The organism is Pseudomonas lactis (assembly GCF_001439845.1).
In the GTDB taxonomy this organism is placed as follows: domain Bacteria; phylum Pseudomonadota; class Gammaproteobacteria; order Pseudomonadales; family Pseudomonadaceae; genus Aquipseudomonas; species Aquipseudomonas lactis.
The window spans coordinates 280,127-301,306 of sequence record NZ_JYLO01000002.1; the positions used below are offsets into that span (position 1 = coordinate 280,127).

Annotated in this window: 18 protein-coding genes; 10 read left to right on the forward strand and 8 right to left on the reverse strand. The window is 60.6% G+C overall.

Annotated features, from left to right (window positions below; genetic code table 11):
* Window positions 1–113: 113 nt before the first annotated feature.
* Window positions 114–1,064 (reverse strand): agmatinase, encoded by a 951-nt coding sequence (gene speB, locus TX24_RS04160; protein WP_003193086.1) that lies wholly within the window; start codon window positions 1,062–1,064, stop codon window positions 114–116.
* Between the two features lie 244 nt (window positions 1,065–1,308).
* Between speB and TX24_RS04165 the strand changes: the two genes are divergently transcribed.
* The 7 genes from TX24_RS04165 to TX24_RS04195 all read left to right on the forward strand — a co-directional run bounded on the left by TX24_RS04165 (window position 1,309) and on the right by TX24_RS04195 (window position 9,093).
* On the forward strand, window positions 1,309–2,202 hold the full coding sequence (locus TX24_RS04165; RefSeq protein ID WP_057709763.1) for a LysR family transcriptional regulator: 894 nt from the start codon (window positions 1,309–1,311) through the stop codon (window positions 2,200–2,202).
* Between the two features lie 7 nt (window positions 2,203–2,209).
* On the forward strand, window positions 2,210–2,809 hold the full coding sequence (locus TX24_RS04170; RefSeq protein WP_057709764.1) for a tRNA-uridine aminocarboxypropyltransferase: 600 nt from the start codon (window positions 2,210–2,212) through the stop codon (window positions 2,807–2,809).
* Between the two features lie 105 nt (window positions 2,810–2,914).
* On the forward strand, window positions 2,915–3,817 hold the full coding sequence (gene cysM / locus TX24_RS04175) for a cysteine synthase CysM (protein ID WP_003193080.1): 903 nt from the start codon (window positions 2,915–2,917) through the stop codon (window positions 3,815–3,817).
* Window positions 3,817–5,169, forward strand: coding sequence for a 23S rRNA (uracil(1939)-C(5))-methyltransferase RlmD (rlmD, locus tag TX24_RS04180; RefSeq protein ID WP_057709765.1), 1,353 nt, complete (start codon window positions 3,817–3,819; stop codon window positions 5,167–5,169). Before cysM ends, rlmD begins: the two co-directional genes overlap by 1 nt.
* Before the next feature lie 121 nt (window positions 5,170–5,290).
* Window positions 5,291–7,534 carry a GTP diphosphokinase gene (relA, locus tag TX24_RS04185; RefSeq protein WP_003193076.1) on the forward strand — a complete coding sequence of 748 codons (2,244 nt, stop codon included), beginning with the start codon at window positions 5,291–5,293 and terminating at the stop codon, window positions 7,532–7,534.
* 154 nt (window positions 7,535–7,688) lie between these two features.
* Entirely contained in the window at window positions 7,689–8,522 is an 834-nt protein-coding gene (mazG, locus tag TX24_RS04190; protein ID WP_057709766.1) for a nucleoside triphosphate pyrophosphohydrolase, read from the forward strand.
* A gap of 25 nt (window positions 8,523–8,547) precedes the next feature.
* Window positions 8,548–9,093 carry a DUF2058 domain-containing protein gene (locus tag TX24_RS04195; RefSeq protein ID WP_003193073.1) on the forward strand — a complete coding sequence of 182 codons (546 nt, stop codon included), beginning with the start codon at window positions 8,548–8,550 and terminating at the stop codon, window positions 9,091–9,093.
* A gap of 65 nt (window positions 9,094–9,158) precedes the next feature.
* On the opposite strand, the gene TX24_RS04200 is transcribed toward TX24_RS04195, so the two are convergent.
* The 7 genes from TX24_RS04200 to purM form a co-directional block, all read right to left on the reverse strand.
* A complete protein-coding gene (locus TX24_RS04200; protein ID WP_057709767.1) occupies window positions 9,159–11,279 on the reverse strand; it encodes a TonB-dependent receptor in 2,121 nt (706 codons plus the stop codon).
* A complete protein-coding gene (locus tag TX24_RS04205) occupies window positions 11,276–12,502 on the reverse strand; it encodes an MFS transporter (RefSeq protein ID WP_057709768.1) in 1,227 nt (408 codons plus the stop codon). The genes TX24_RS04200 and TX24_RS04205 overlap by 4 nt, the downstream gene beginning before the upstream one ends.
* Entirely contained in the window at window positions 12,492–14,417 is a 1,926-nt protein-coding gene (locus tag TX24_RS04210) for an IucA/IucC family protein (protein ID WP_057709769.1), read from the reverse strand. The genes TX24_RS04205 and TX24_RS04210 overlap by 11 nt, the downstream gene beginning before the upstream one ends.
* Before the next feature lie 186 nt (window positions 14,418–14,603).
* Window positions 14,604–14,792: a hypothetical protein gene (locus TX24_RS04215; protein ID WP_003193064.1), complete on the reverse strand. Its 189-nt coding sequence runs from the start codon at window positions 14,790–14,792 to the stop codon at window positions 14,604–14,606.
* A gap of 364 nt (window positions 14,793–15,156) precedes the next feature.
* Window positions 15,157–15,870 carry a DUF3108 domain-containing protein gene (locus TX24_RS04220; protein WP_003193062.1) on the reverse strand — a complete coding sequence of 238 codons (714 nt, stop codon included), beginning with the start codon at window positions 15,868–15,870 and terminating at the stop codon, window positions 15,157–15,159.
* 8 nt (window positions 15,871–15,878) lie between these two features.
* Window positions 15,879–16,529: a phosphoribosylglycinamide formyltransferase gene (gene purN / locus TX24_RS04225; RefSeq protein ID WP_003193061.1), complete on the reverse strand. Its 651-nt coding sequence runs from the start codon at window positions 16,527–16,529 to the stop codon at window positions 15,879–15,881.
* Entirely contained in the window at window positions 16,529–17,587 is a 1,059-nt protein-coding gene (gene purM, locus TX24_RS04230) for a phosphoribosylformylglycinamidine cyclo-ligase (protein WP_014719398.1), read from the reverse strand. Before purM ends, purN begins: the two co-directional genes overlap by 1 nt.
* Before the next feature lie 341 nt (window positions 17,588–17,928).
* On the opposite strand from purM, the gene TX24_RS04235 reads away from it, so the two are divergent.
* The 3 genes from TX24_RS04235 (at window position 17,929) to hda (ending at window position 21,006) form a co-directional block, all read left to right on the forward strand.
* On the forward strand, window positions 17,929–18,969 hold the full coding sequence (locus TX24_RS04235; RefSeq protein WP_003193058.1) for a DUF2066 domain-containing protein: 1,041 nt from the start codon (window positions 17,929–17,931) through the stop codon (window positions 18,967–18,969).
* Window positions 18,970–19,024: 55 nt separating this feature from the next.
* A complete protein-coding gene (locus TX24_RS04240; protein ID WP_003193054.1) occupies window positions 19,025–20,098 on the forward strand; it encodes an AI-2E family transporter in 1,074 nt (357 codons plus the stop codon).
* A 203-nt stretch (window positions 20,099–20,301) separates the two neighbouring features.
* Window positions 20,302–21,006, forward strand: a complete 705-nt coding sequence (gene hda, locus TX24_RS04245) for a DnaA regulatory inactivator Hda (RefSeq protein WP_003193052.1) — start codon at window positions 20,302–20,304, stop codon at window positions 21,004–21,006.
* Window positions 21,007–21,180 lie beyond the last annotated feature (174 nt).

Here is a 21,180-nt window from a genome sequence, read left to right on the forward strand (position 1 = left end):
TTTTTTATGGGCGATCAGGCGGCAGCTGGCTCGGTAAACACGCGAGCGAAAGTCAGGTACATCGTTGTGGGGACCTGTTAGATCCCCTTGATTGTTAATGTGAAGACGCTGTATCAGCGATGCGCGACGCCAGGCAGTACGCATAGCATCTCGTACAGCAAGTTGGCGCCCAGCAGCGAGGTGTTGCCGGTGGTGTCGTAGGGCGGCGACACTTCTACCAAGTCGCAACCAATCAGATCGAGGCCCTGGCAGCCGCGGATGATTTCGATGGCCTGGATGGTGGTCAGCCCGCCGATTTCCGGGGTGCCGGTGCCGGGCGCCCAGGCGGGGTCGATGCCATCGATGTCGAAGCTCAGGTACACCGGGCCGCCGCCGACTTTTTCTCGCACTTCGGCCATCAGCGGCGCCAGGGAGTGATGCCAGCATTCTTCGGCCTGGACCACGCGAAAGCCTTGCTTACGGCTCCAGTTGAAGTCTTCGGCGGTATACCCCTGGGCACGCAAGCCGATCTGCACCACGCGGTCGCAATCGAGCAAGCCTTCTTCCACGGCGCGGCGGAAGGTGGTGCCGTGGGCAATTTTCTCGCCGAACATATGGTCGTTGACGTCGGCGTGGGCATCGATATGCACCAGCCCGACCTTGCCATGTTTTTTGTGGATCGCCCGCAGGATCGGCAGGGTGATGGTGTGGTCGCCGCCCAGGGTCAGGGGGATGACGTCGTGCTCGAGAATCTCATCGTAGGCCTCTTCGATGATGCGCACCGCGTCGAGCAGGTTAAAGGTATTGATCGCCACGTCGCCGATATCGGCCACTGACAGTGAGTCGAACGGGGCGGCGCCGGTGGCCATGTTATAGGGCCGGATCATCACCGATTCGGCGCGGATTTCCCGAGGGCCGAAGCGCGTACCGGCGCGCAGCGAGGTGCCGATATCCAGGGGTACGCCGATAAAGGCAGCATCCAGGCCCTTGGCCGTTTGCAGGTGGGGAAGACGCATCATGGTGGCGATGCCGGCGAAGCGCGGCATTTCGTTGCCGCCCAGTGGTTGGTGGAGAATCTTGTCCACGGGATTGCCTCGTTGTTTTAGTTGTCAGGGGCCGATTCTGCGAAAAGCCTGGCGTAGGAAGAATCGGCAGAGGCAAATACTTAGTTCAGATTTTTCTAAACTAAAGCCTGGGGTAAACTCCATCCAAATGTGGGAGCTGGCTTGCCTGCGATGGCGGTCTGTCAGGGATAGACCGGGTGGCTGATACAGCGCCATCGCAGGCAAGCCAGCTCCCACAATTTTAGTGTGCCCCCCTGGAGCCCCCATGGCCAACGCCTTGCCCGACCTGAAACTCCTGCGCATCTTCGTCAGCGTCGTACGCCATCAAGGGTTTGCCAGCGCCCAGCACGAACTTAACCTGTCGACGTCGGCCATCAGCACCTACATGAGCCAACTCGAATTGGCCTTGGGTCTGGTGCTGTGCCATCGCGGCCGTGGCGGCTTCAGCCTGACCAGCAAGGGCGAGCTGTTTCATCAGGAAACCTTGCGCCTGTTGGGCGAACTCGAAGGTTTCGAGCAATACGCCGCTGCGTTGAAAGGCGAATTGCGCGGCACCCTCAAACTCGGGGTGCTCGACTCCACCGTCAGCGACAAGGCCTTGCCGTTCGCCGAAGTGATTGGCGCCTACAGCCTGGAGCACCCGGCGGTGCATTTGCACCTGTCGGTGATGAGCCCCTACGAATTGCAACTGGGGGTCCAGGACAATCGCCTGGACCTGGCCATCGGTGCGTTTTCCAACCGCATGAGTGGGCTGATCTACATGCCGCTGTACCGCGAACAGCACTGGTTGTATTGCAGCACCCGACATCCTCTGTTCAACGAGCGGCGCATCCCGGAGCAAGTGATCACCCAGCAACGCATGGTCGGGCGAGGTTACTGGAGCCAGGCCGAACTGGCGCGCCACGGCTTCAAGCACAGCGCTGCGACGGTGGAAAGTATGGAGGCGCAGCTGATTCTGGTGTTGTCGGGCGCTTATATTGGCTACCTGCCGGAGCACTACGCCCAGGCCTGGGCGGACAAGGGCGACCTGCGCGTTTTGCTGCCAGCCACCTTCGGTTACCAGGCGCCGTTTTCGATGATCATGCGCCGTGGCCGCAGCCGCGAGCCACTGATCCAGACTTTTCGCGATTTGCTCAAGACCCAGCTCAACCAGGCCTGAAAACACCATGTCCCGACCCCATTGCCCGCGCTGCCTGCGCCCGACCACGCACTGCCTCTGTGCGCTGATCCCCCACCTCGACAGCCGCACCCGCGTGTTGGTGTTGCAGCACCCGAGCGAGGTCGGCCATGCGCTCAATACTGCGCGGTTGGCGGCGTTGGGCCTGAACAACGCGCAGTTGGTGGTGGGGGAGGTGTTTGATGATCTGCCTATGCTATTGAACCCGCCTGGCTATCGAGCACGCCTGTTGTTCCCGGCGGATGACGCCGAGCCGCTGCACGCCTACGCACCTGACGATCAGCCACTGCTGTTAGTGGTTCCCGATGGCACCTGGCGCAAGGCACGCAAGCTGTTGCACCTCAACCCTTTGTTGGCGGCGCTGCCCCGGGTGACATTGGCCGACGGCGGTGTTTCCCGCTATCGCTTGCGCAAGGCGCCGGGGCCTGGCGCCTTATCGACGGTCGAAGCGATCACGCAAGCGTTGCAGGTATTGGAAGCGCCGACGTCGTTTGAGCCACTGCTCAAACCCTTTGAAGCGCTGATCGAAGTGCAGATTGCCGCGATGGGCGCTGAAGTTTTCCAGCGTAATCATAGCGACCCGACATAAACGCTGCTTATGCCTTTAAGCCATAAGCACCGCACTTTGCGTGATATGGCCCGCCGGCCTTTCCCGGTATGATGTGCGCCCCGCAGTCTGGATTGCGAATACGCCATGACCTTGCAGTACCCAACAATCGCCGATTGCGTCGGCAACACGCCCCTGGTCCGCTTGCAACGCATGGCGGGTGAAACCAGCAATACCCTGTTGCTCAAACTTGAGGGCAACAACCCGGCCGGCTCGGTCAAAGACCGCCCGGCGCTGTCGATGATCGCCCGCGCCGAGTTGCGTGGGCAGATCAAGCCCGGCGACACCCTGATCGAAGCCACCTCCGGTAACACCGGGATCGCCCTGGCCATGGCCGCAGCGATCAAAGGCTACAAGATGGTGCTGATCATGCCCGACAACGGCAGCGCCGAGCGCAAGGCGGCGATGACCGCCTATGGCGCCCAGCTGATCCTGGTGACCCAGGAAGAAGGCATGGAAGGCGCCCGCGATCTTGCCGAGCGCATGGCCGCCGAAGGCCGTGGCGTGGTGCTCGATCAGTTCGCCAACGGCGACAACCCCGAGGCGCACTACACCAGCACCGGCCCGGAGATCTGGCGCCAGACGCAGGGCACCATCACTCACTTCGTCAGCTCCATGGGTACCACCGGTACCATCATGGGCAACTCGCGCTACCTCAAGGAGCAGAACCCGGCGATCCAGATCGTCGGCTTGCAACCGATGGAAGGCGCGGCCATCCCGGGTATTCGTCGTTGGCCCGAAGAGTATTTGCCGAAGATCTACAACGCCACGCGGGTAGACCGCATCATCGACATGGCCCAGCGCGAAGCCGAAGACACCACCCGGCGCCTGGCCCGTGAGGAAGGCATCTTCTGTGGCGTGTCCTCCGGTGGCGCGGTGGCCGGTATGTTGCGCTTGTCCAAAGAAGTGGAAAACGCGGTGATCGTCGCGATCATCTGTGACCGAGGCGACCGTTACCTGTCGACCGGCATTTTCGACGAACCCAACTGATGGCCAAGCACGAGAGAGGCCTGCGCTTCCAACCGACAGGCGGCAGCCGGGCCCCACAAATACCCGTGGGCAAGAAACAACGCCTGACCATCGAGCGCCTGGCCAATGACGGCCGAGGTATCGTGTTCTTTGAAGGCCGCACCTGGTTTGTGAATGGCGCGTTGGCCGGCGAAGAGGTGGAAGCACGGGTGTTGGGCGCCCATGGCAAAGTGGTCGAGGCGCGTACCGAGCGGGTGTTCCAGGCCAGTGAGTTGCGTCGCCCGGCACCCTGCGCCCATGTTGGCCGCTGCGGCGGTTGCAGCGTGCAGCACCTGCCCCATGAAGAACAACTTGCCCTGAAACAGCGCATGCTTGCCGAGCAATTGTCCCGGGTAGCCGGCGTCGAGCCGCAAGAGTGGGCAGCGCCGTTGAGCGGGCCGGAATTCGATTACCGGCGCCGCGCCCGCGTAGCCGTGCGTTGGGACGCCAAGGCGAAGCAACTCGAAGTGGGTTTTCGCGCCGTGGCCAGCCAGGACATCGTCGCTATCGATGATTGCCCGGTGCTGGTACAGGCCTTGCAGCCGATCATGCAGCGTTTGCCCACGATGCTGCGTCGTTTGAGCAAACCGCAGGCGTTGGGGCATGTGGAGTTGTTCAGCGGCTCGTCCATCGCGGTGTTGCTGCGGCATATGGCGCCGTTGTCCGAGGCTGACCTGCAGATCCTCAAGGAATTCTGCGCTTTCCATGACGCCCAATTGTGGCTGCACGGGGAAGGGCAGCCGGAGCCCGTTGAGCCGGGTCAGGCCCTGGGCTTTCGTTTGGATGCCTGGGACTTGGAGCTGGCGTACCGGCCGGGCGACTTTGTGCAGGTCAATGCCGGGGTCAACCAGGCGATGGTCGCCCAAGCGCTGCATTGGCTGGCGCCACAAGCCGACGAACGGGTACTGGACCTGTTTTGCGGCCTGGGCAACTTTGCCCTGCCACTGGCTCGCAATGTGCGCGAAGTGGTGGCGGTGGAGGGCGTGCAGGCCATGGTGGACCGTGCGGCGCTCAATGCCGTCAGCAACCATTTGCATAACGCACAGTTTTTTCAGGCGGATTTGTCCCAGCCTTTGACTGACGCAGAATGGGCCAAACAGGGCTTTTCTGCGGTACTCTTGGACCCACCCCGCGATGGTGCCCTGGAGGTTGTGCGCAAACTTGCAGCCTTGGGGGCCAAGCGCCTGGTGTATGTGTCCTGCAACCCAGCCACGCTGGCGCGGGACACGGTTGAGTTGGTCAAGCAAGGCTACCGGCTAAAGCGTGCCGGGATCCTCGACATGTTTCCGCAGACCGCGCATGTCGAGGCCATGGCGTTATTTGAAGCGGGCTAGGATGCCCGTTTAATCCGACTGGCCTGCGTTCTCCAGGGCCTGAACACTGCCACGGAGCTCGCAGTAAAAGTCGGCGATGATTTTGGCGCATCGAAGGTGCGTCGTAGGGAAGGTAAGCAAGATGGTACAGGTGAGAGCACACCAGCCGATCAACACCGACGGCAGTATCAATCTCGAGGCATGGCTGGATCATGCCGTCAGTGTCGACCCGGCACTGGACCGTGAAGCCTTGAAAGCAGCCTGCGAGTTCGCTCGTGAGTCTGAACAGCAAGACAATGCGGCCAAGAACCTGTGGGCCGAAGGCACTTCAAGTTTTCGCACTGGCCTGGAAATCGCCGAGATCCTGGCCGATCTCAAGCTGGACCAGGATTCGCTGATCGCCGCCGTGCTCTATCGCGGCGTGCGCGAAGGGCACATTGCGTTGCCGCTGGTCAGCCAGCGTTTCGGCGCGGTGGTGGCCAAGCTGATCGACGGCGTGCTGCGCATGGCGGCCATCAGCGCCAGTCTCAGCCCGCGCCAGTCGATGGTGCTGGGCACCCAGGGCCAGGTAGAGAACCTGCGCAAAATGCTGGTGGCGATGGTCGACGACGTACGCGTCGCCCTGATCAAGCTGGCCGAACGCACCTGCGCGATCCGGGCGGTGAAGACCGCCGATGACGAAAAGCGCAACCGCGTGGCCCGCGAAGTCTTCGACATCTACGCGCCGCTGGCCCATCGCCTGGGCATCGGCCATATCAAGTGGGAGCTGGAGGATTTGTCCTTCCGCTACCTGGAACCCGACCAGTACAAACAGATCGCTACGCTGCTGCACGAACGGCGCCTGGACCGCGAGCGCTTTATCAGCGACGTGATGGGCCAGTTGCGTTCGGAGTTGCAAGCCACCGGCGTGGACGCCGACATCAGCGGCCGCGCCAAGCACATCTATTCCATCTGGCGCAAAATGCAGCGCAAGGGCCTGGCCTTCAGCCAGATCTACGACGTGCGTGCGGTGCGCGTGCTCGTGCCGGAAATGCGCGACTGCTACACCGCGCTGGGTATCGTCCACACGCTGTGGCGGCACATTCCCAAGGAATTCGACGACTACATCGCCAACCCCAAGGAAAACGGCTATCGCTCGCTGCACACGGCGGTAATCGGCCCTGAAGGCAAGGTGCTGGAAGTGCAGATCCGCACCCACGCCATGCACGAAGAGGCCGAGCTGGGGGTGTGTGCGCACTGGCGCTACAAGGGCACCGACGTCAAGGCCGGGTCCAACCAGTACGAAGAGAAAATTTCCTGGCTGCGCCAAGTGCTGGAATGGCACGAGGAGCTCGGCGACATCGGCGGCCTGGCCGAACAACTGCGGGTGGATATCGAGCCGGACCGGGTCTATATCTTCACGCCTGACGGCCACGCTATTGACTTGCCCAAGGGCGCCACGCCGCTGGACTTCGCCTACCGCGTGCACACCGAAATCGGCCATAACTGCCGCGGCGCCAAGATCAACGGGCGCATCGTGCCGCTCAACTACAGCCTGCAAACCGGTGAACAGGTCGAGATCATCACCAGCAAGCACGGCACGCCGAGCCGCGACTGGCTGAACCCTAACCTGGGCTACATCACCACCTCGCGGGCGCGGGCGAAGATCGTCCACTGGTTCAAGCTGCAGGCGCGTGACCAGAACGTTGCCGCCGGCAAGACCTTGCTTGAACGCGAACTGGCGCGCCTGGGCCTGCCTCAGGTGGACTTCGACAAGCTGGCCGAAAAGGCCAACATGAAGATCGCCGAAGACATGTTCGCCGCCCTCGGTGCGGGTGACCTGCGCCTGGCGCAACTGGTCAACCTGGCCCAGCAACTGGTCGAGCCGGAGCGCGGCAACGAACAGCTGGAGCTGATCCCGCGCAAAGCCACGGGCTACAAGCCGGGCAAGCGCGGCGATATTCAGATCCAGGGCGTGGGCAACCTGATGACGCAAATGGCCGGCTGCTGCCAGCCACTGCCGGGCGACGCGATTGTCGGCTACATCACCCAGGGCCGTGGCGTGAGCATTCACCGCCAGGACTGCGCCTCGGTGCTGCAACTGGGCGGGCGCGAACCGGAGCGGATCATCCAGGTCAGCTGGGGCCCGGTGCCGGTGCTCACTTATCCGGTGGACATCATCATCCGTGCCTACGACCGTTCCGGCTTGCTGCGTGACGTCTCGCAAGTGCTGCTCAATGAGCGGATCAACGTGCTGGCGGTCAACACCCGTTCGAACAAGGAAGACAACACTGCGTTGATGTCATTGACCATCGAGATTCCGGGGTTGGACGCACTCGGGCGGTTGCTGGGGCGGATTTCCCAGTTGCCGAACATCATCGAAACCCGGCGCAACCGCACACCATGAATAGCTGGATGGGCGCGAACTGAATTGTGTTAGCTGCTTCATGTGGGAGCTGGCTTGCCTGCGATAGCATCACCTCGGTTTAACTGAAGCACCGAGTCGCGAGCATCGCAGGCAAGCCAGCGCCCACATTGGATTTTCAGCGGAAAGAGATACGATGTATTCACTCGAAGACCTGCTGCACCTGATGAGCCGCCTGCGCGACCCGCAATACGGCTGCCCGTGGGACATCAAGCAAACCTACGCCACCATCGTCCCGCACACGCTGGAAGAAGCCTACGAAGTGGCCGACGCCATCGAGCGCGGCGATTTCGATCACCTGCAGGGTGAGCTGGGCGACCTGCTGTTCCAGGTGGTCTATTACAGCCAACTGGCCCGGGAAGACGGGCGCTTTGAATTTGCCGGCGTGATCGACAGCATCACCCGTAAGTTGATTCGCCGGCATCCTCACGTGTTCCCAACCGGCGACCTGTACGCGCCGCTGGATATCCCGCAGTTGAGCGAAGAACAGGTCAAGGAGCGCTGGGAGCAGATCAAGGCCGAGGAGCGCGCAGAAAAGTCCGACGCTCCCGAGCAACTCTCCCTGCTCGATGATGTGCCCACCGCCTTACCGTCGTTGTCCCGTGCGGCCAAATTGCAAAAGCGCGCCAGCCAGGTTGGTTTCGACTGGCCGTCCGCGTTGCCGGTGGTGGACAACGTGCGCGAAGAGTTGGACGAAGTGCTCGAAGCCATGGCCGATAACGACTCGGTGGCTATCGCCGATGAAGTGGGCGACCTGTTGTTTGCCGCGGTCAACCTGGCGCGTCACCTCAAGGTCGACCCGGAAACCGCCTTGCGCGGTGCCAATGCCAAGTTCGAACGACGTTTCCGATTTATCGAACAAGCATTGCGCGATACGCACCAACCCATAGAAGATTGCACCCTCGAAGAGTTGGACGCCCTCTGGGGCGAAGCCAAACGCCAAGAAAAGAATGTGTCCAGCTGCGGTTGAGCAGTTGCCTAAGTGAGTAAGCAGCATGAGCCTTTCCCTTCGCGACCAGTTGCTCAAAGCAGGTCTGGTCAACCAAAAGCAGGCCAAGCAGGTCGGCAAAGAGAAACAGAAACAGCAGCGCCTGGTCCACAAAGGCCAGGCCGAAGTTGATGATACCCAGGCGCGCCTGGCCGCCGAGGCCCAGGCCGAGAAGGTCAAGCGTGACCAGGAGCTGAACCGTCAGCAGCAGGAAAAAGCCGAGGCCAAGGCGCGTACTGCCCAGGTCAAGCAACTGATCGAGACCTCGCGCCTGCCCAAGCTGACCACCGAGGACTACTACAACTTCGTGGATGACAAGAAGGTCAAGCGCCTGTCGGTCAACACCTTGATGCGTAACAAGCTGAGCAACGGTTCCCTGGCGATCGTGCACCACGGTGGCGGCTACGAGGTGATCCCGCGCGAGGCGGCGCTGAAGATCCAGGAGCGTGCTCCGGAGCGTATCGTGCAGCTCAACATCCTCACCGAAAGCCAGGTGCCGGATGAGGACGATCCGTACGCCGCTTACCAGATCCCAGATGATCTGATGTGGTAAACCGCTAAAAACGACAAACCCCGCCAAATGGCGGGGTTTGTATTTAAACGTGCAGCACCAGCCTGTTACCAATCCACTGCGTAACTCAGGCTGAAGGTACGACCCTCGGCATTCGGGTACGGTGCGCGGGCATTGGCCTGGGCGAACATGTTCTGGTAGTTGCGGTTGGTGAGGTTGTACACCGCACCTTCCAGGCGACCTACCGGCAGCCTTACCGAGCCCAGCAGGTCGACCAGGGTGTAGCCCTGGATATCGCGACCGTTGTTGTCCTTGGCCGCCGCGTCGTAATTGGCCAGGCGCATGCCCTGCAAGCGCAGGCTGTAGTCGTCACGCTCATAGCCGACAAAGGCTGTGGTCTTGGCGGGGGAGATGCGGGTGGCAGGCAAGTCGATCCACTTGCCATTCTGCTGGGTCTCGCCTTTGGCATACGCGTAGGTACCGCCGACAGACCATTGGTCGCTGATGTTATAGGTCAGGCCGGTCTCGAGGCCACGCACGCGTTCTTTCTGATTGATCAGGCGCAGTACACGATCATTGGCATCATAGAACTGCGTGACATCCGAGGTGTTTTCGTACGCGGTAACACTGGCCTGCCACTTGTCCCAGTCGCCACGCCAGCCCAGCTCGTAGCTGTCGACTTTCAAGGCCTGGGCATTGAGATCCTGGATATCGTATTTGCTGTTCACGTCACGCAGGAAGCGCTGGATATCCGGCAGGGAAAAGCCCTGGCTGAAGTTGACGAACACATCCTGGTTGTCGGTCAGGTGGTACACCGCACCGAGGTTATACAGCGTGTCATCGTATTTGAGCGTGCCACCGGGCAGTGTCGCACGGTTGCCGGTCTGGACGATTTCGCCATACGCGATGCTGTCGGAGACCTTGCTCTCAATCCATTCGCGACGTACGCCACCGCGCAAGGTCCAGTTGTCGATGTCGTAGGACAGTTGGCCAAAGATGGCTTTGGTGGTGGTCTCGATATCCGGACCCAGTTCGAACGTGGTACCGGTTTTGGTGTAGGTCAGGCCATTGACCCGGTATTGGTCGCCACGCTGGCGTGAGGTTTCATGGTCGTAGTCCGCGCCCCATACCAGGTTGCCCGTTGCCGGGCCGATGTCCGGCATTTGTGTGTCGATCGCCGCCCGCAGGCCGTAGACATCCTGCACGCTGTTGTTGTCTGACACGCCTGCCCGACCTCGGGACAGGTCCGGGAAGAACAGTGCATCCGCCCGCCGCCAGTAACTTTCGACCTGCAAACCCTGACCGTAAAAATCCTTGTCGGCGTAGTTGAGGTTGACCGCCTGGTTGTGGGTGTAGGGTTGGTCGCCCAGGTCCAGGCCTTTTACGGCGACTGCGTTGCTGGTGATGCGGGGGTTCTTGGTGTAGCGAGTGTCTTGTTCGTCTTTATAGTCTTGCAGCGACAGGCTGATCTTCTTGTCGTCATCAAGCTCATAGCCGAAGCGACCTTGCAGGTCGTAGGTATCGGTGTCCATGTTGCTGCCCTGGGACGTGTCCTGGGGAATGCGCTTGCCATTACCGTCGAACTGATCGTTGCGCTGCACGGTGTTGCCCGAGAGGTACCAGTCCACCGGGCCCTTGCGCCCGGTGGCGCTTTGGAACGCTTGATAAGCGAACCCCTTGTGGCTGAAGTTGTTGCCGGCGGTCATGCCGATCTTGCTGCTGAACGCCAGGTCTTCACCTTGGTTGCGTTTGGTGATGATGTTGATGATGCCGCCCGAGGCGCCTGCACCGTAGACACTGCTGGCGCCGGAGATCACTTCGATACGCTCGATGCTTTCTGGTGCGACGCTGTTGAGCTGGCGGAAGTTATCGCGGGTGGCGTTTTGCGAAACCCCGTCGATCAGGATCAGGGTATTACGCCCGCGAAGCGTCTGGCCGAAGTTGCTCATACCGCCGCTGGAAGGCGCAATGCCAGGCACCAATTGGCCGAGGATATCGGCGACCCGACGTCCTGCACCCGTCTGCTGGCGGATTTGCGCTTCATTGATCACCTGCACCGAGCCTGGAATCTGCGCAATGCTGGTTTCGCTGCGCGTGGCCGATACGACTGTTGCCTGTAATTGCAGGCTGGTCGGCGCTGCCGGTGTCTGTTCTGTCTGATCGGCCCAGGCGGGCGCACTCATCGAGCCGAGAAGCGGCAGCAGAACGGCCAATTGCGATTTATTCATGGGTTTGTCTCAGAGTGATTAGAAGTATTGACAGAAAAATCGGATGTCTCAGGCGCTCGCGCAAACGAACGGATGGCGCGGATACTTACGGCGGCCAGGGCATAGGTGAGTGCGACCAGCCAGAAGCTGTGCGCCAGGCCCACCCACCCCATGCCGATACCGCCCAACAAGGCGCCGCACAGCGCACCGGCTTTGGCGGCGCTATTGCCCATGCCCAGGGCAAAACCCTGCTGGCTGTGCGCTACGGTAGTGGCGATCAGTGTGTAGGCCACGGGCAACAAAGCACCCTGCCACACGCCCCACAGCAGCCGGCTGGCGATAAAACCCACCCATTCACTGGCCAGCGCCGTGCAGGCCAGCGTGAAGGCGCAGGCCCACGTGACCCACTCGATGATGCGCAGCGTATGGGCTGGCTGATGCCGATCGAACAGGCGCCCCCACAATGGCGCGGACAGTGCCAGGGTCAAGGCGCTGGCGCCATAGCTGGCGCCGATCAGCCACGCAGGTGCGTGCAAGACCTGGGCGACATACAGGGCGTAAAACGGTTGCGGCATCATCCTGGCTGCCTGGATCAATACGATGATCCCCAGCATCGCGCCAATCCAGCCTTTGGGGAGTGCGGCAGGCTGGGACGTGCGGGCAGGTCTCGATCGTGGTGAGTCGCTGGGTAAGAACGCGCTGATTATCGCGCACAACAGGCAGACGCCGGTGGCGCTGTAGCACAGCAATGCGAAACCGGATATGTCCATCAGCCAGCCGCCCAACACCGGCCCGGCCAGGGAGCCTACGGCAGTGGCTGATTGCAGCCGCGCAAGAATGTGCCCCCGTCCGCCGTCGCCGCAGCAGGCCAGTGCGTAGGCTTGGGCTGCGGCGATGAAACCAGCCAATGCGCCTTGTACTACACGGATAGCCACCAGCCACCATGGATCAGGTGTAATTGCAGCCAGCGCCTGGCACACCGCTAACGCCAGCAGCGCGCGGATGATCATGAGCTTATGGCCGGTGCGGTCGCCCAGTCTTCCCCACATAGGCGTCAGGATCATCGCCGCCATCATTGGCCCTGCATACACCAGCGAAGACAGCAGGCCGGTGTACTGGGCATTGGCGACGCCCAACAGCTTCTGGATTTGCAGCGGCCAAAACGGTCCGCTCATCTCCATCGCCCCCATCGACACCAACTGAATCACCACCAGCAGCCGCAGCGCTGTGTTGTTAGTCGGCATTGGCGGCCGCGCTCAACGGGTTAGGCAACCGCCCGACGATATCGGCATGACTCTCCAGCAGGCGCATGCGCATGAACGACTTGGCCGGCCACGCGTGCTCCAGCAGTGCTTCGCGCTCGGTGGCCCAGCGCTGCGGATCAACCTGCGAACGCAGGTCGTCAAAACACTGGCTGACCTGTGCCGACAGTTCATTCCAGAGCAGCGCCTGGGGGATGTCGAAGTGGCGCGCGGCAAGCAGGATGAGCTCGCCCAGATGGCACATGAATACGGTGTGCAGCAGCTTGTCCCGTACGAAACCTGCGTCGTCGTACAGCGTCATCTTCGGGTCGTGCAGTTCAATGTCCAGGCCGTGGGCGTGCAAGGTTTTGCGGTCGATTCGGATATCGCCGAAGTCGCGCAGCAACAGGCGGCTCAATTGTCCGTCTGCGGCCATCACCATGAAGGAATTTTGCTGATGGGCCTCAAAAGCGATGCCATAACGCAAGTACATGCCCAGCAGTGCTGGCACGGTGATCGCTGCGTAGTCATGGAAGAACGCGAGCATGGCCGCCGCGTCATCCTTGCCTTGGCTCAGGCGCACCCATTGGCGCAGCAGCGGCTGGCCGTGTTGATCAATGGCAAACAGGCTGCCCACTGGCACGGCCATTTCCCCTGGCTGGAGCTGGCTCTGGGGATTGTCGCGATAGAGCACCGCCAAATGGCGGGAGTGCTCGTCATTGGCCGGTACCGGCTGGAAATGCACACCGATCCGCTCGGGAATGATGCTGAGGATGTTCTGGATCGCAGGCTCGCGTTCCAAGATGCTCAGTAGCAAATGGCTGATCCGTGGGCCCATGCGCGCTGAACGCGGCGATACGGTGCGCTGTACGCTGGTCAGGCGCAGTGACACGGGCAGCTTGATCATCGGCGCATCGCAACGGCCTTCAGGCAACACGGTTCTGAATGACATGGTGGGGTGGGCGGTAAACGCGACGATATCGGTCAGCACCAGCAGCTTGTCGCCGATTGCATCGGCGAACAGCTGAGGCAGCTCCTGGCGTGCCTGCCAGGGATGGGAGGGCAACGGCAGATAATCGCCAGCCTCGAGGCCCTGTGCTTGAAGGGTTGCGGTTAATTGCTGCGCTGCCTGTGGAAAGTGGTTGCTCCACCACTGCCAGTAATCTGTAGTCCCGGCCAAACTTTCGACATGGGCAAATTGGCGATGCAGTGCGCACAGCAGCACCGGGAAGCGTGCTTCGAATTCCGGCGAATAATTGATGACCTGCTCCGTATTCAGGCCCAGCTTGGTCTTGTAGTTGGGGTGCCATGGGTGACCCAATGTTCCCCACTGCTCAAGCACGGAAGTCGGGTTGATAACGCTCGGGCTGTTTTTGAGATGACTCAAGAGATTGTCTTGATGCACCGGGTCCATGGACGCATGCAGCTTGAGCGTCCATTGCTCGTGGAAGGCCAGGCACAAGGTGTCGTTGATGAAGCTATCGTCGATCTCGACGTTGAGGCGGTTGAGCACTTCCCGGTCGGCAGGCGACTCAAGGCTGGCGTTAAGCAACGTCAACAACTGTGAGGGGAACTGGATTTTCTGTTCGGGCTGGCCTTCGCGCAACAGGATGACTTCGCCGCGCAGGTCCCAGCTTGCCATGCGGCCAGGCCGCAAATGTTCGAAACGTAGTCGGGCTTGGCAAGGCAGTATCAGCGAGCAATGCCCACGTTCGTCATAAATGAGGGTGCTGGAGTCCAGCAGGCTTTCACGAAACAAAGCTTGGATCAGGCGTTGGAAGCTACGTTCGGCGGCGGGTGCCAGCGTGTTGATCAGGGCTTGGAGGCTGATGTGGCTGGCCTGAAATTGCGCAGTGGCAAGTGCTTCGCTCCAGCGTTCCAGTAACGCGTTTTCTGGCTTGCTGCTATTTCCATGCATCTAATTGATTCCCTGATTCGTGAGCCTGAATGAAAAGCGAACGAATGATATCGAGAATCATTATTTGTGTGTGTTTTTGTTACATTAATTTATGGCGATTATTGACAAAAAAACCGCGCTCCAAAGGCGCGGTTCCTTGTAGACGGCCCGGCTGCGTGGACCGGGCGTCCACATGATTTCAGAGCTTCAGGAGCTTTTTGCCTGGCGTTGCAGTTCGAGAGTTTCGAGCTCGTTTTTATAATTGTGGGCGTCGCTCTCGTTGTGAAACATGCCGACCAATACGTCTTGCTGATGGACATCCCAGATGTGAATCCCGTGGCCTACGGCTTCATGGGACATATGTTCATCGTCGCGTTCAGTTACTTTTACAGTCATCTGCTTGCTCCAATCTCTGGTTGATCTGCGGCAAGTCGTCGCAGGCCTCTGTTATATGATTTGTTAGCTTGCTAAGTAAACTGATTTTGCGCGCAATAATTCATTGCAGAAAGCGCAACAATGCTACAGGCCGCGTAAACCGAGGCATTGCGTCGCCACCTCCGGGGGTTTATGACAAAAGTTTCATGTTCAGGGCGGCTAGGTTGACCTCGGTACCGCTATCGCAGGCAAGCCAGTTCCCACCTTGAAATGCATTCCACTGTGGGAGCTGGCTTGTCTGCGATAGCGGTAGTGGCCGCGCCTAAAATTCCAGGCAAAAAAAAGCCCCGCATTCAGCGAGGCTCTTTCCAGCACATCAGCCCAATCAGCTACCCTTGACGGCCTTACCGTCAACAGTGCCATCCTGCAGCATGATGTTGTATTCCTTGCCATCGGTCTCAACCTGACGCAGGGCAACCAGGATACCGCCCTGGTCCTTGGCAAACCACATTTGGGTGATGCGCTTGCTCTGGGACGGATCACGCACGCGCTCGACCTTGATCGCGTCGATCGAACCGACCTTGGTCTGGACCTTTTCCGAGCCGATCACGCGGAAGTCGTAGGTATCGGTATCGGTACCCTCAACCACGCGGTAGCTCATGCTTTTTTTGCCCGCGGCAACATCGCGTTGCAGAGCAAGCTGGTAGGTGGACTTGTCGAGCATGCCGCTTTCGAGCGTGACATTGACCGGGTCTTTGTTTTCAAAGCCGGTGACTTTTTTGGCGCTCTGGTCGAAATCCAGGTTGATCTTCTTCGCCTTGCCCAGGCCGCCGCGTTCGAAGCTGTAGCTCTTGGGTTGCAGGGTGTCCTTGTCGAACAGGATCACGCTGGTTTCGGTCAAGCTGGCGATCATCATCGAGGCCTTGAAATTCAAGGTCCAGGTACCGTCGCCATTCTTGGCCAGGCTGCGTTCAGCCGAACCGCTCATGGGCAGTTGTTTCCAGTCGGCGGTGTAGCTGACGGAGAAGGGGTGAAGGTCTGCCGCTTGTACGGCAGGCAAAGCGAACAGCGCAAAAGCGAAAAGCAGGGCGCGACGCATAAAATCTCCTAGGTTCGAATCAAGTGGCCGCTGGCCGCGAGTAACTGGCCGTCCAATAATGCACCCTGGTCGCCAAGAATCAACCGTCCTTCGGCAAACCAGCGAACAGCCAGCGGGTAAATCCTGTGTTCCTGGGTATGAACCCGTTGCGCAAGTGTCTGCGCCGAGTCGCCTGACTCTACCGGAACCACTGCCTGTACGACCAGAGGCCCGCCATCGAGTTCCTCGGTCACAAAGTGCACGCTGCAGCCATGCTCACTGTCGCCGGCGTCGAGGGCGCGCTGGTGGGTGTGCATGCCTTTGTACTTGGGCAGCAGGGAAGGGTGGATATTGAGCAGGCGCCCTTCGTAGTGCCGGACGAAATCTGCGCTGAGGATGCGCATGAAACCGGCAAGGACCACGAGTTTGGGGTTGAAGGCGTCGATCAGTTCGATCAAGGCGCTGTCGAAGGCCTCGCGACCGTCGAACGCCTTGTGATCCAGGGAGCGAGTATCGATACCCGCGTCACGGGCGCGTTGCAGACCGTAGGCGTCGCTGCGGTTGGAAATCACCGCAGCGATGCGCACCGGGCTGTCGCCGGTGCGCGTGCTGTCGATCAGGGCCTGCAAGTTACTGCCGGTGCCGGAAAGCAGCACCACGACATCACAGGTCTGGGGCATCAGTGAGCCTTGAGGTTCTTCAGTTCAACCTGGGCTGCGCCTTCGGCCGCAGTGGCGATCTGGCCAATGACCCAAGGTTGCTCGCCGGCTTCACGCAGCACGTTCAGTGCGGTTTCAACGTGTTCCTGCGCAACGCAGATCACCATGCCCACGCCGCAGTTGAGCACGCGGTGCATTTCGGTTTCGTTGACGTTGCCTTTTTCCTGCAGCCAATCGAAGACTGCCGGGCGCTGCCAGCTGGCCACGTCGACAATCGCCTGGGCGCCTTTTGGCAGGACGCGCGGGATGTTGTCCAGCAGGCCGCCACCGGTAATGTGGGCCATGGCCTTGACGGCGCCGGTGTCCTTGATCAGCTTGAGCAATGGCTTGACGTAGATGCGGGTCGGCGCCATCAGCAGGTCGGTCAGTGGCTTGCCGTCGAGCTGGATGTTCTCGATGTCGGCGCCGGACACTTCGATGATCTTGCGGATCAGCGAGTAGCCGTTGGAGTGCGGGCCGGACGATGGCAAGGCGAGCAGGGCGTCACCAGCAGCGACTTTGGAGCCGTCGATGATCTCGGCCTTTTCCACCACACCCACGCAGAAGCCGGCCAGGTCGTAGTCTTCGCCTTCGTACATGCCTGGCATTTCAGCGGTTTCACCGCCCACCAGGGAGCAACCCGACAGTTCACAGCCCGCGCCGATGCCGGTCACAACCTGGGTAGCGGTCTCGACATTGAGCTTGCCGGTGGCGTAGTAGTCGAGGAAGAACAACGGCTCGGCGCCGCACACCACCAGGTCGTTGACGCACATGGCGACCAGGTCGATGCCGATGCTGTCGTGCTTGTTCAGGTTCAGGGCCAGGCGCAGCTTGGTGCCCACGCCGTCGGTGCCGGACACCAGTACAGGCTGCTTGTAGCCGGCCGGGATTTCGCAGAGGGCGCCAAAACCGCCCAGGCCACCCATGACTTCAGGGCGCGCAGTGCGCTTGGCGACGCTCTTGATGCGTTCGACCAATGCTTCACCGGCGTCGATGTCTACACCGGCGTCCTTGTAGCTCAGGGAGGGTTGCTTGCTCATGATCCAGGCCTTTAGGGGGGATTTCTGGGTAACGACCGGGCGGGCGGGGGCTTTTGGAAAGGGCCCTGCCGTTGACGGTCTGCGAAGGCGCGCGATTTTATCAGGCTTGAGGGGCAGCGGCCATCCTCGGGCCGACGGGCAGGGCATATGAGCTCAAAAAAATGCAAATCGGGCCGGTAATCGTGCGTATTAAGGTATAGCCTTGAGCTCGCTAGCGTTATGACAGTATGAAAACTTACCGGGACCCTGTGAATGTTTTACCGGTCGCTGTGTCACAGCCTTGCCAAACCGAGATCACGCGGTCTGTTCCAACCGCTAAATTTGTCGTTCGGGAATCTTCCATGCGTCTGTGTAAATTCTTCTTTGTGGGCTGTTTGTCGTTGGTCAGCCTGGCGAGTCATGCCGAAACCCTCAATGGCCTCTATCAAGTGCTCGAACCGGTCAGCAGCCAGTCGCCCCAAGAGCGCGACCAAGCCACCCAGCGCGCCGTGCAGACCCTGGTGATCCGCCTGACCGGCGACGCCAAGGCCGCCGATGGCCCGGGCCTGGCGGCTATCCGCAAAGACCCGCAACAAATCATCAGCCAGTACGGCTACGACGCCGGCCCGCCGGAAAGCCTGCAAGTGGACTTCGACCCGGTCAGCACCGACCGTGCCTTGCGTGATGCAGGCCTGTCGATCTGGGGCAGCAACCGGCCGTCGATCCTGGGTTGGTGGCTGAACGATTCAACCGAAGGCAGCAGCCTGGTCGGCGATGGCCAGGCCGTGGCCCAGGCCCTGCGCCGGGCCGCGCAACACCGGGGGCTGCCGCTGCGCTTGCCGCTGGGAGACCTGGATGAACAGGTAGTTGCCACCGCGCCGAATCTTGAGAGTCCGGACGCCACGCCGTTGCGTGCAGCGTCCGAGCGCTACGGTGCCGATGCGTTGCTGGCGGTGCATGCGCGCCAGGAAGGCAGCCAGTGGCAGGCCAAATGGCGCCTGTGGCTGGGCGACAAGGCTGAGGAGGGCACCGCCCAAGGCGCTGACACTGCCGCGCTCGCCGACGCTGTCTTGCTGGCGGTCAGTCAAAAGCTGGCGCCACGCTTTGCCGTCAAGCCGGGCGTGAGCACTGAGCAACTGCTTGAAGTGCAAGGCATGAACCTGGAGCGCTACGCCGCCCTGGGTCGTTTGCTCGAGCCCTTTGGCGGCCAGCCGCAGTTAGTGGATGGCAACCGGATTGTGTATCGCGTCAATGGCAGCGCCGAACAACTGCGCACCCAACTGAGCCTGGCCAAGCTGCAGGAAATTCCTGCTGGCGAAGCCCCGGCCCAGCCAGCTGTGATCGATGGCGCGCAACCGGCTGCTGCACCTGAGCCTCAGGCGCAACTGCGTTTTCGTTGGTAAACGGTGTTCCTCCTTCTATATAGAAGAAGGGCGTAAATAACAGATGGAGTGGTTTATGGCGGATACGCGTCGTTGGGTGTGGCTTGGCGGGATTGTCCTGCTGTGCGTTTTTGTGTTCTTGCTGCATTCGATCCTGACGCCGTTCCTGGTGGCGCTGCTGCTCGCCTATCTGTTCGATCCGGTGGTGGATCGCCTGGAAAAAGTCGGCATGTCGCGCACCTGGGGCGTGATCACGGTGTTTGCGCTGTTCACGTTGATCATCACGGCGCTGGTGTTGATATTGGTGCCGATGTTGGCCAAGCAGCTGTTCCGCCTTTATGAACTGGCGCCGCAGATGCTCGACTGGTTGCAGCACACGGCAATGCCGTGGGCCCAGTCCAAGTTCGGGCTGGCAGATGGCTTCTGGAAGTTCGACAAGGTCAAGGCGGCCATCAGCGAGCATATGGACAAGACCACCGATATCGTCACGGTGGTGCTCAGCCAGGCAACCGCGTCGAGCCTGGCGCTGATCGGCTGGTTGACCAACCTGGTGCTGATCCCGGTGGTGGCGTTCTACCTGCTGCGAGATTGGGACATCATGATGGCCAAGATCCGCAGCCTGCTGCCCCGTGACCGCGAAGAGCGCGTGGTTTCACTGGCGGCGGAGTGTCATGAGGTGCTGGGCGCGTTCGTGCGCGGGCAGTTGCTGGTGATGCTGGCCCTGGGCGTGATTTACGCTGCGGGCCTGATGGCGATCGGCCTTGAGCTGGGACTGTTGATCGGCTTGATCGCGGGCCTGGCGGCCATCGTGCCCTACATGGGCTTTGTGATCGGCATCGGCGCGGCGTTGGTGGCGGGGCTGTTCCAGTTTGGCGGCGACCTGTACCCGATGCTGGGGATTGTCGCGGTGTTCATGGTCGGCCAGGCCTTGGAAGGTATGGTGCTGACGCCACTGCTGGTGGGCGATCGAATTGGCCTGCACCCGGTGGCGGTGATCTTTGCGATCCTGGCGGGTGGTGAGCTGTTCGGCTTTACCGGCATCCTGCTGGCGTTGCCGGTGGCGGCGGTGATCATGGTGCTGGTGCGCCATGTGCACGACTTGTACAAGGATTCGGACGTTTACACAGGGGTGGATGAGCCCGAGTTGTAATCGCAATGTCACAAACCCGGCCCTGGCCGGGTTTGTTGTTATTGGCGCCGGGTGCGTCAAACAATTCGCGTAAACCTGCGAGTTAACGCAAACCTTTGATTTTGCTTGTGGTCTGCTGCATTGTGCGCCCGGCGTCACGGGTATAAACTTTGCAAACTTTACACAGAGGCCACTAACGGTTCGATGGGAGCCGTTCAGTCAGCATGAAACCGATTCAGCTGCCCCTAGGTGTGCGTCTGCGTGATGACGCTACCTTTATCAACTACTACCCAGGCGCCAATGCCGCTGCACTCGGCTATGTCGAGCGGCTCTGCGAAGCCGACGCCGGGTGGACTGAAAGCCTGATTTATCTGTGGGGCAAGCATGGCGTGGGGCGCACCCACCTGCTGCAGGCCGCTTGCCTGCGTTTCGAACAGATGGGCGAACCGGCGGTGTACCTGCCCCTGGCAGAGTTGATGGACCGCGGCATCGGCATCTTCGATAACCTTGAGCAATACGAACTGGTGTGTCTCGACGACTTGCAGGCAGTGGCCGGCAAAGCAGAGTGGGAAGAGGCGCTGTTTCATCTGTTCAACCGCCTGCGCGACAGCGGCCGACGCCTGCTGATTGCGGCCTCTACCTCGCCCCGCGAGCTGCCGGTGAAGCTGGCCGACCTCAAGTCGCGGCTGACCCTGGCGCTGATCTTCCAGATGCGCCCGTTGTCCGACGAGGACAAGCTGCGTGCGCTGCAACTGCGTGCTTCGCGTCGTGGCCTGCACCTGACCGACGAAGTCGGGCACTTTATTCTCACCCGTGGCACCCGGAGCATGAGTGCGCTGTTCGATTTGCTTGAACAACTCGACCAGGCTTCTTTACAGGCGCAAAGAAAATTGACGATCCCTTTCCTCAAAGAAACCTTGGGTTGGTAAGGTCTTGATTTTCCATATGTCGGCATTTTCAAGGCGTCAGAAACCCTGCGTTTGAGCCTTAAGGGCTACGCAGCTGAAGCAATAAATGGAATCACGGCTTAGATGTCACGGTCGAAACGGGAAGTCACATAGATCACGATTGAATTTGCAAATCGATGTGATAGAGGGCATAGT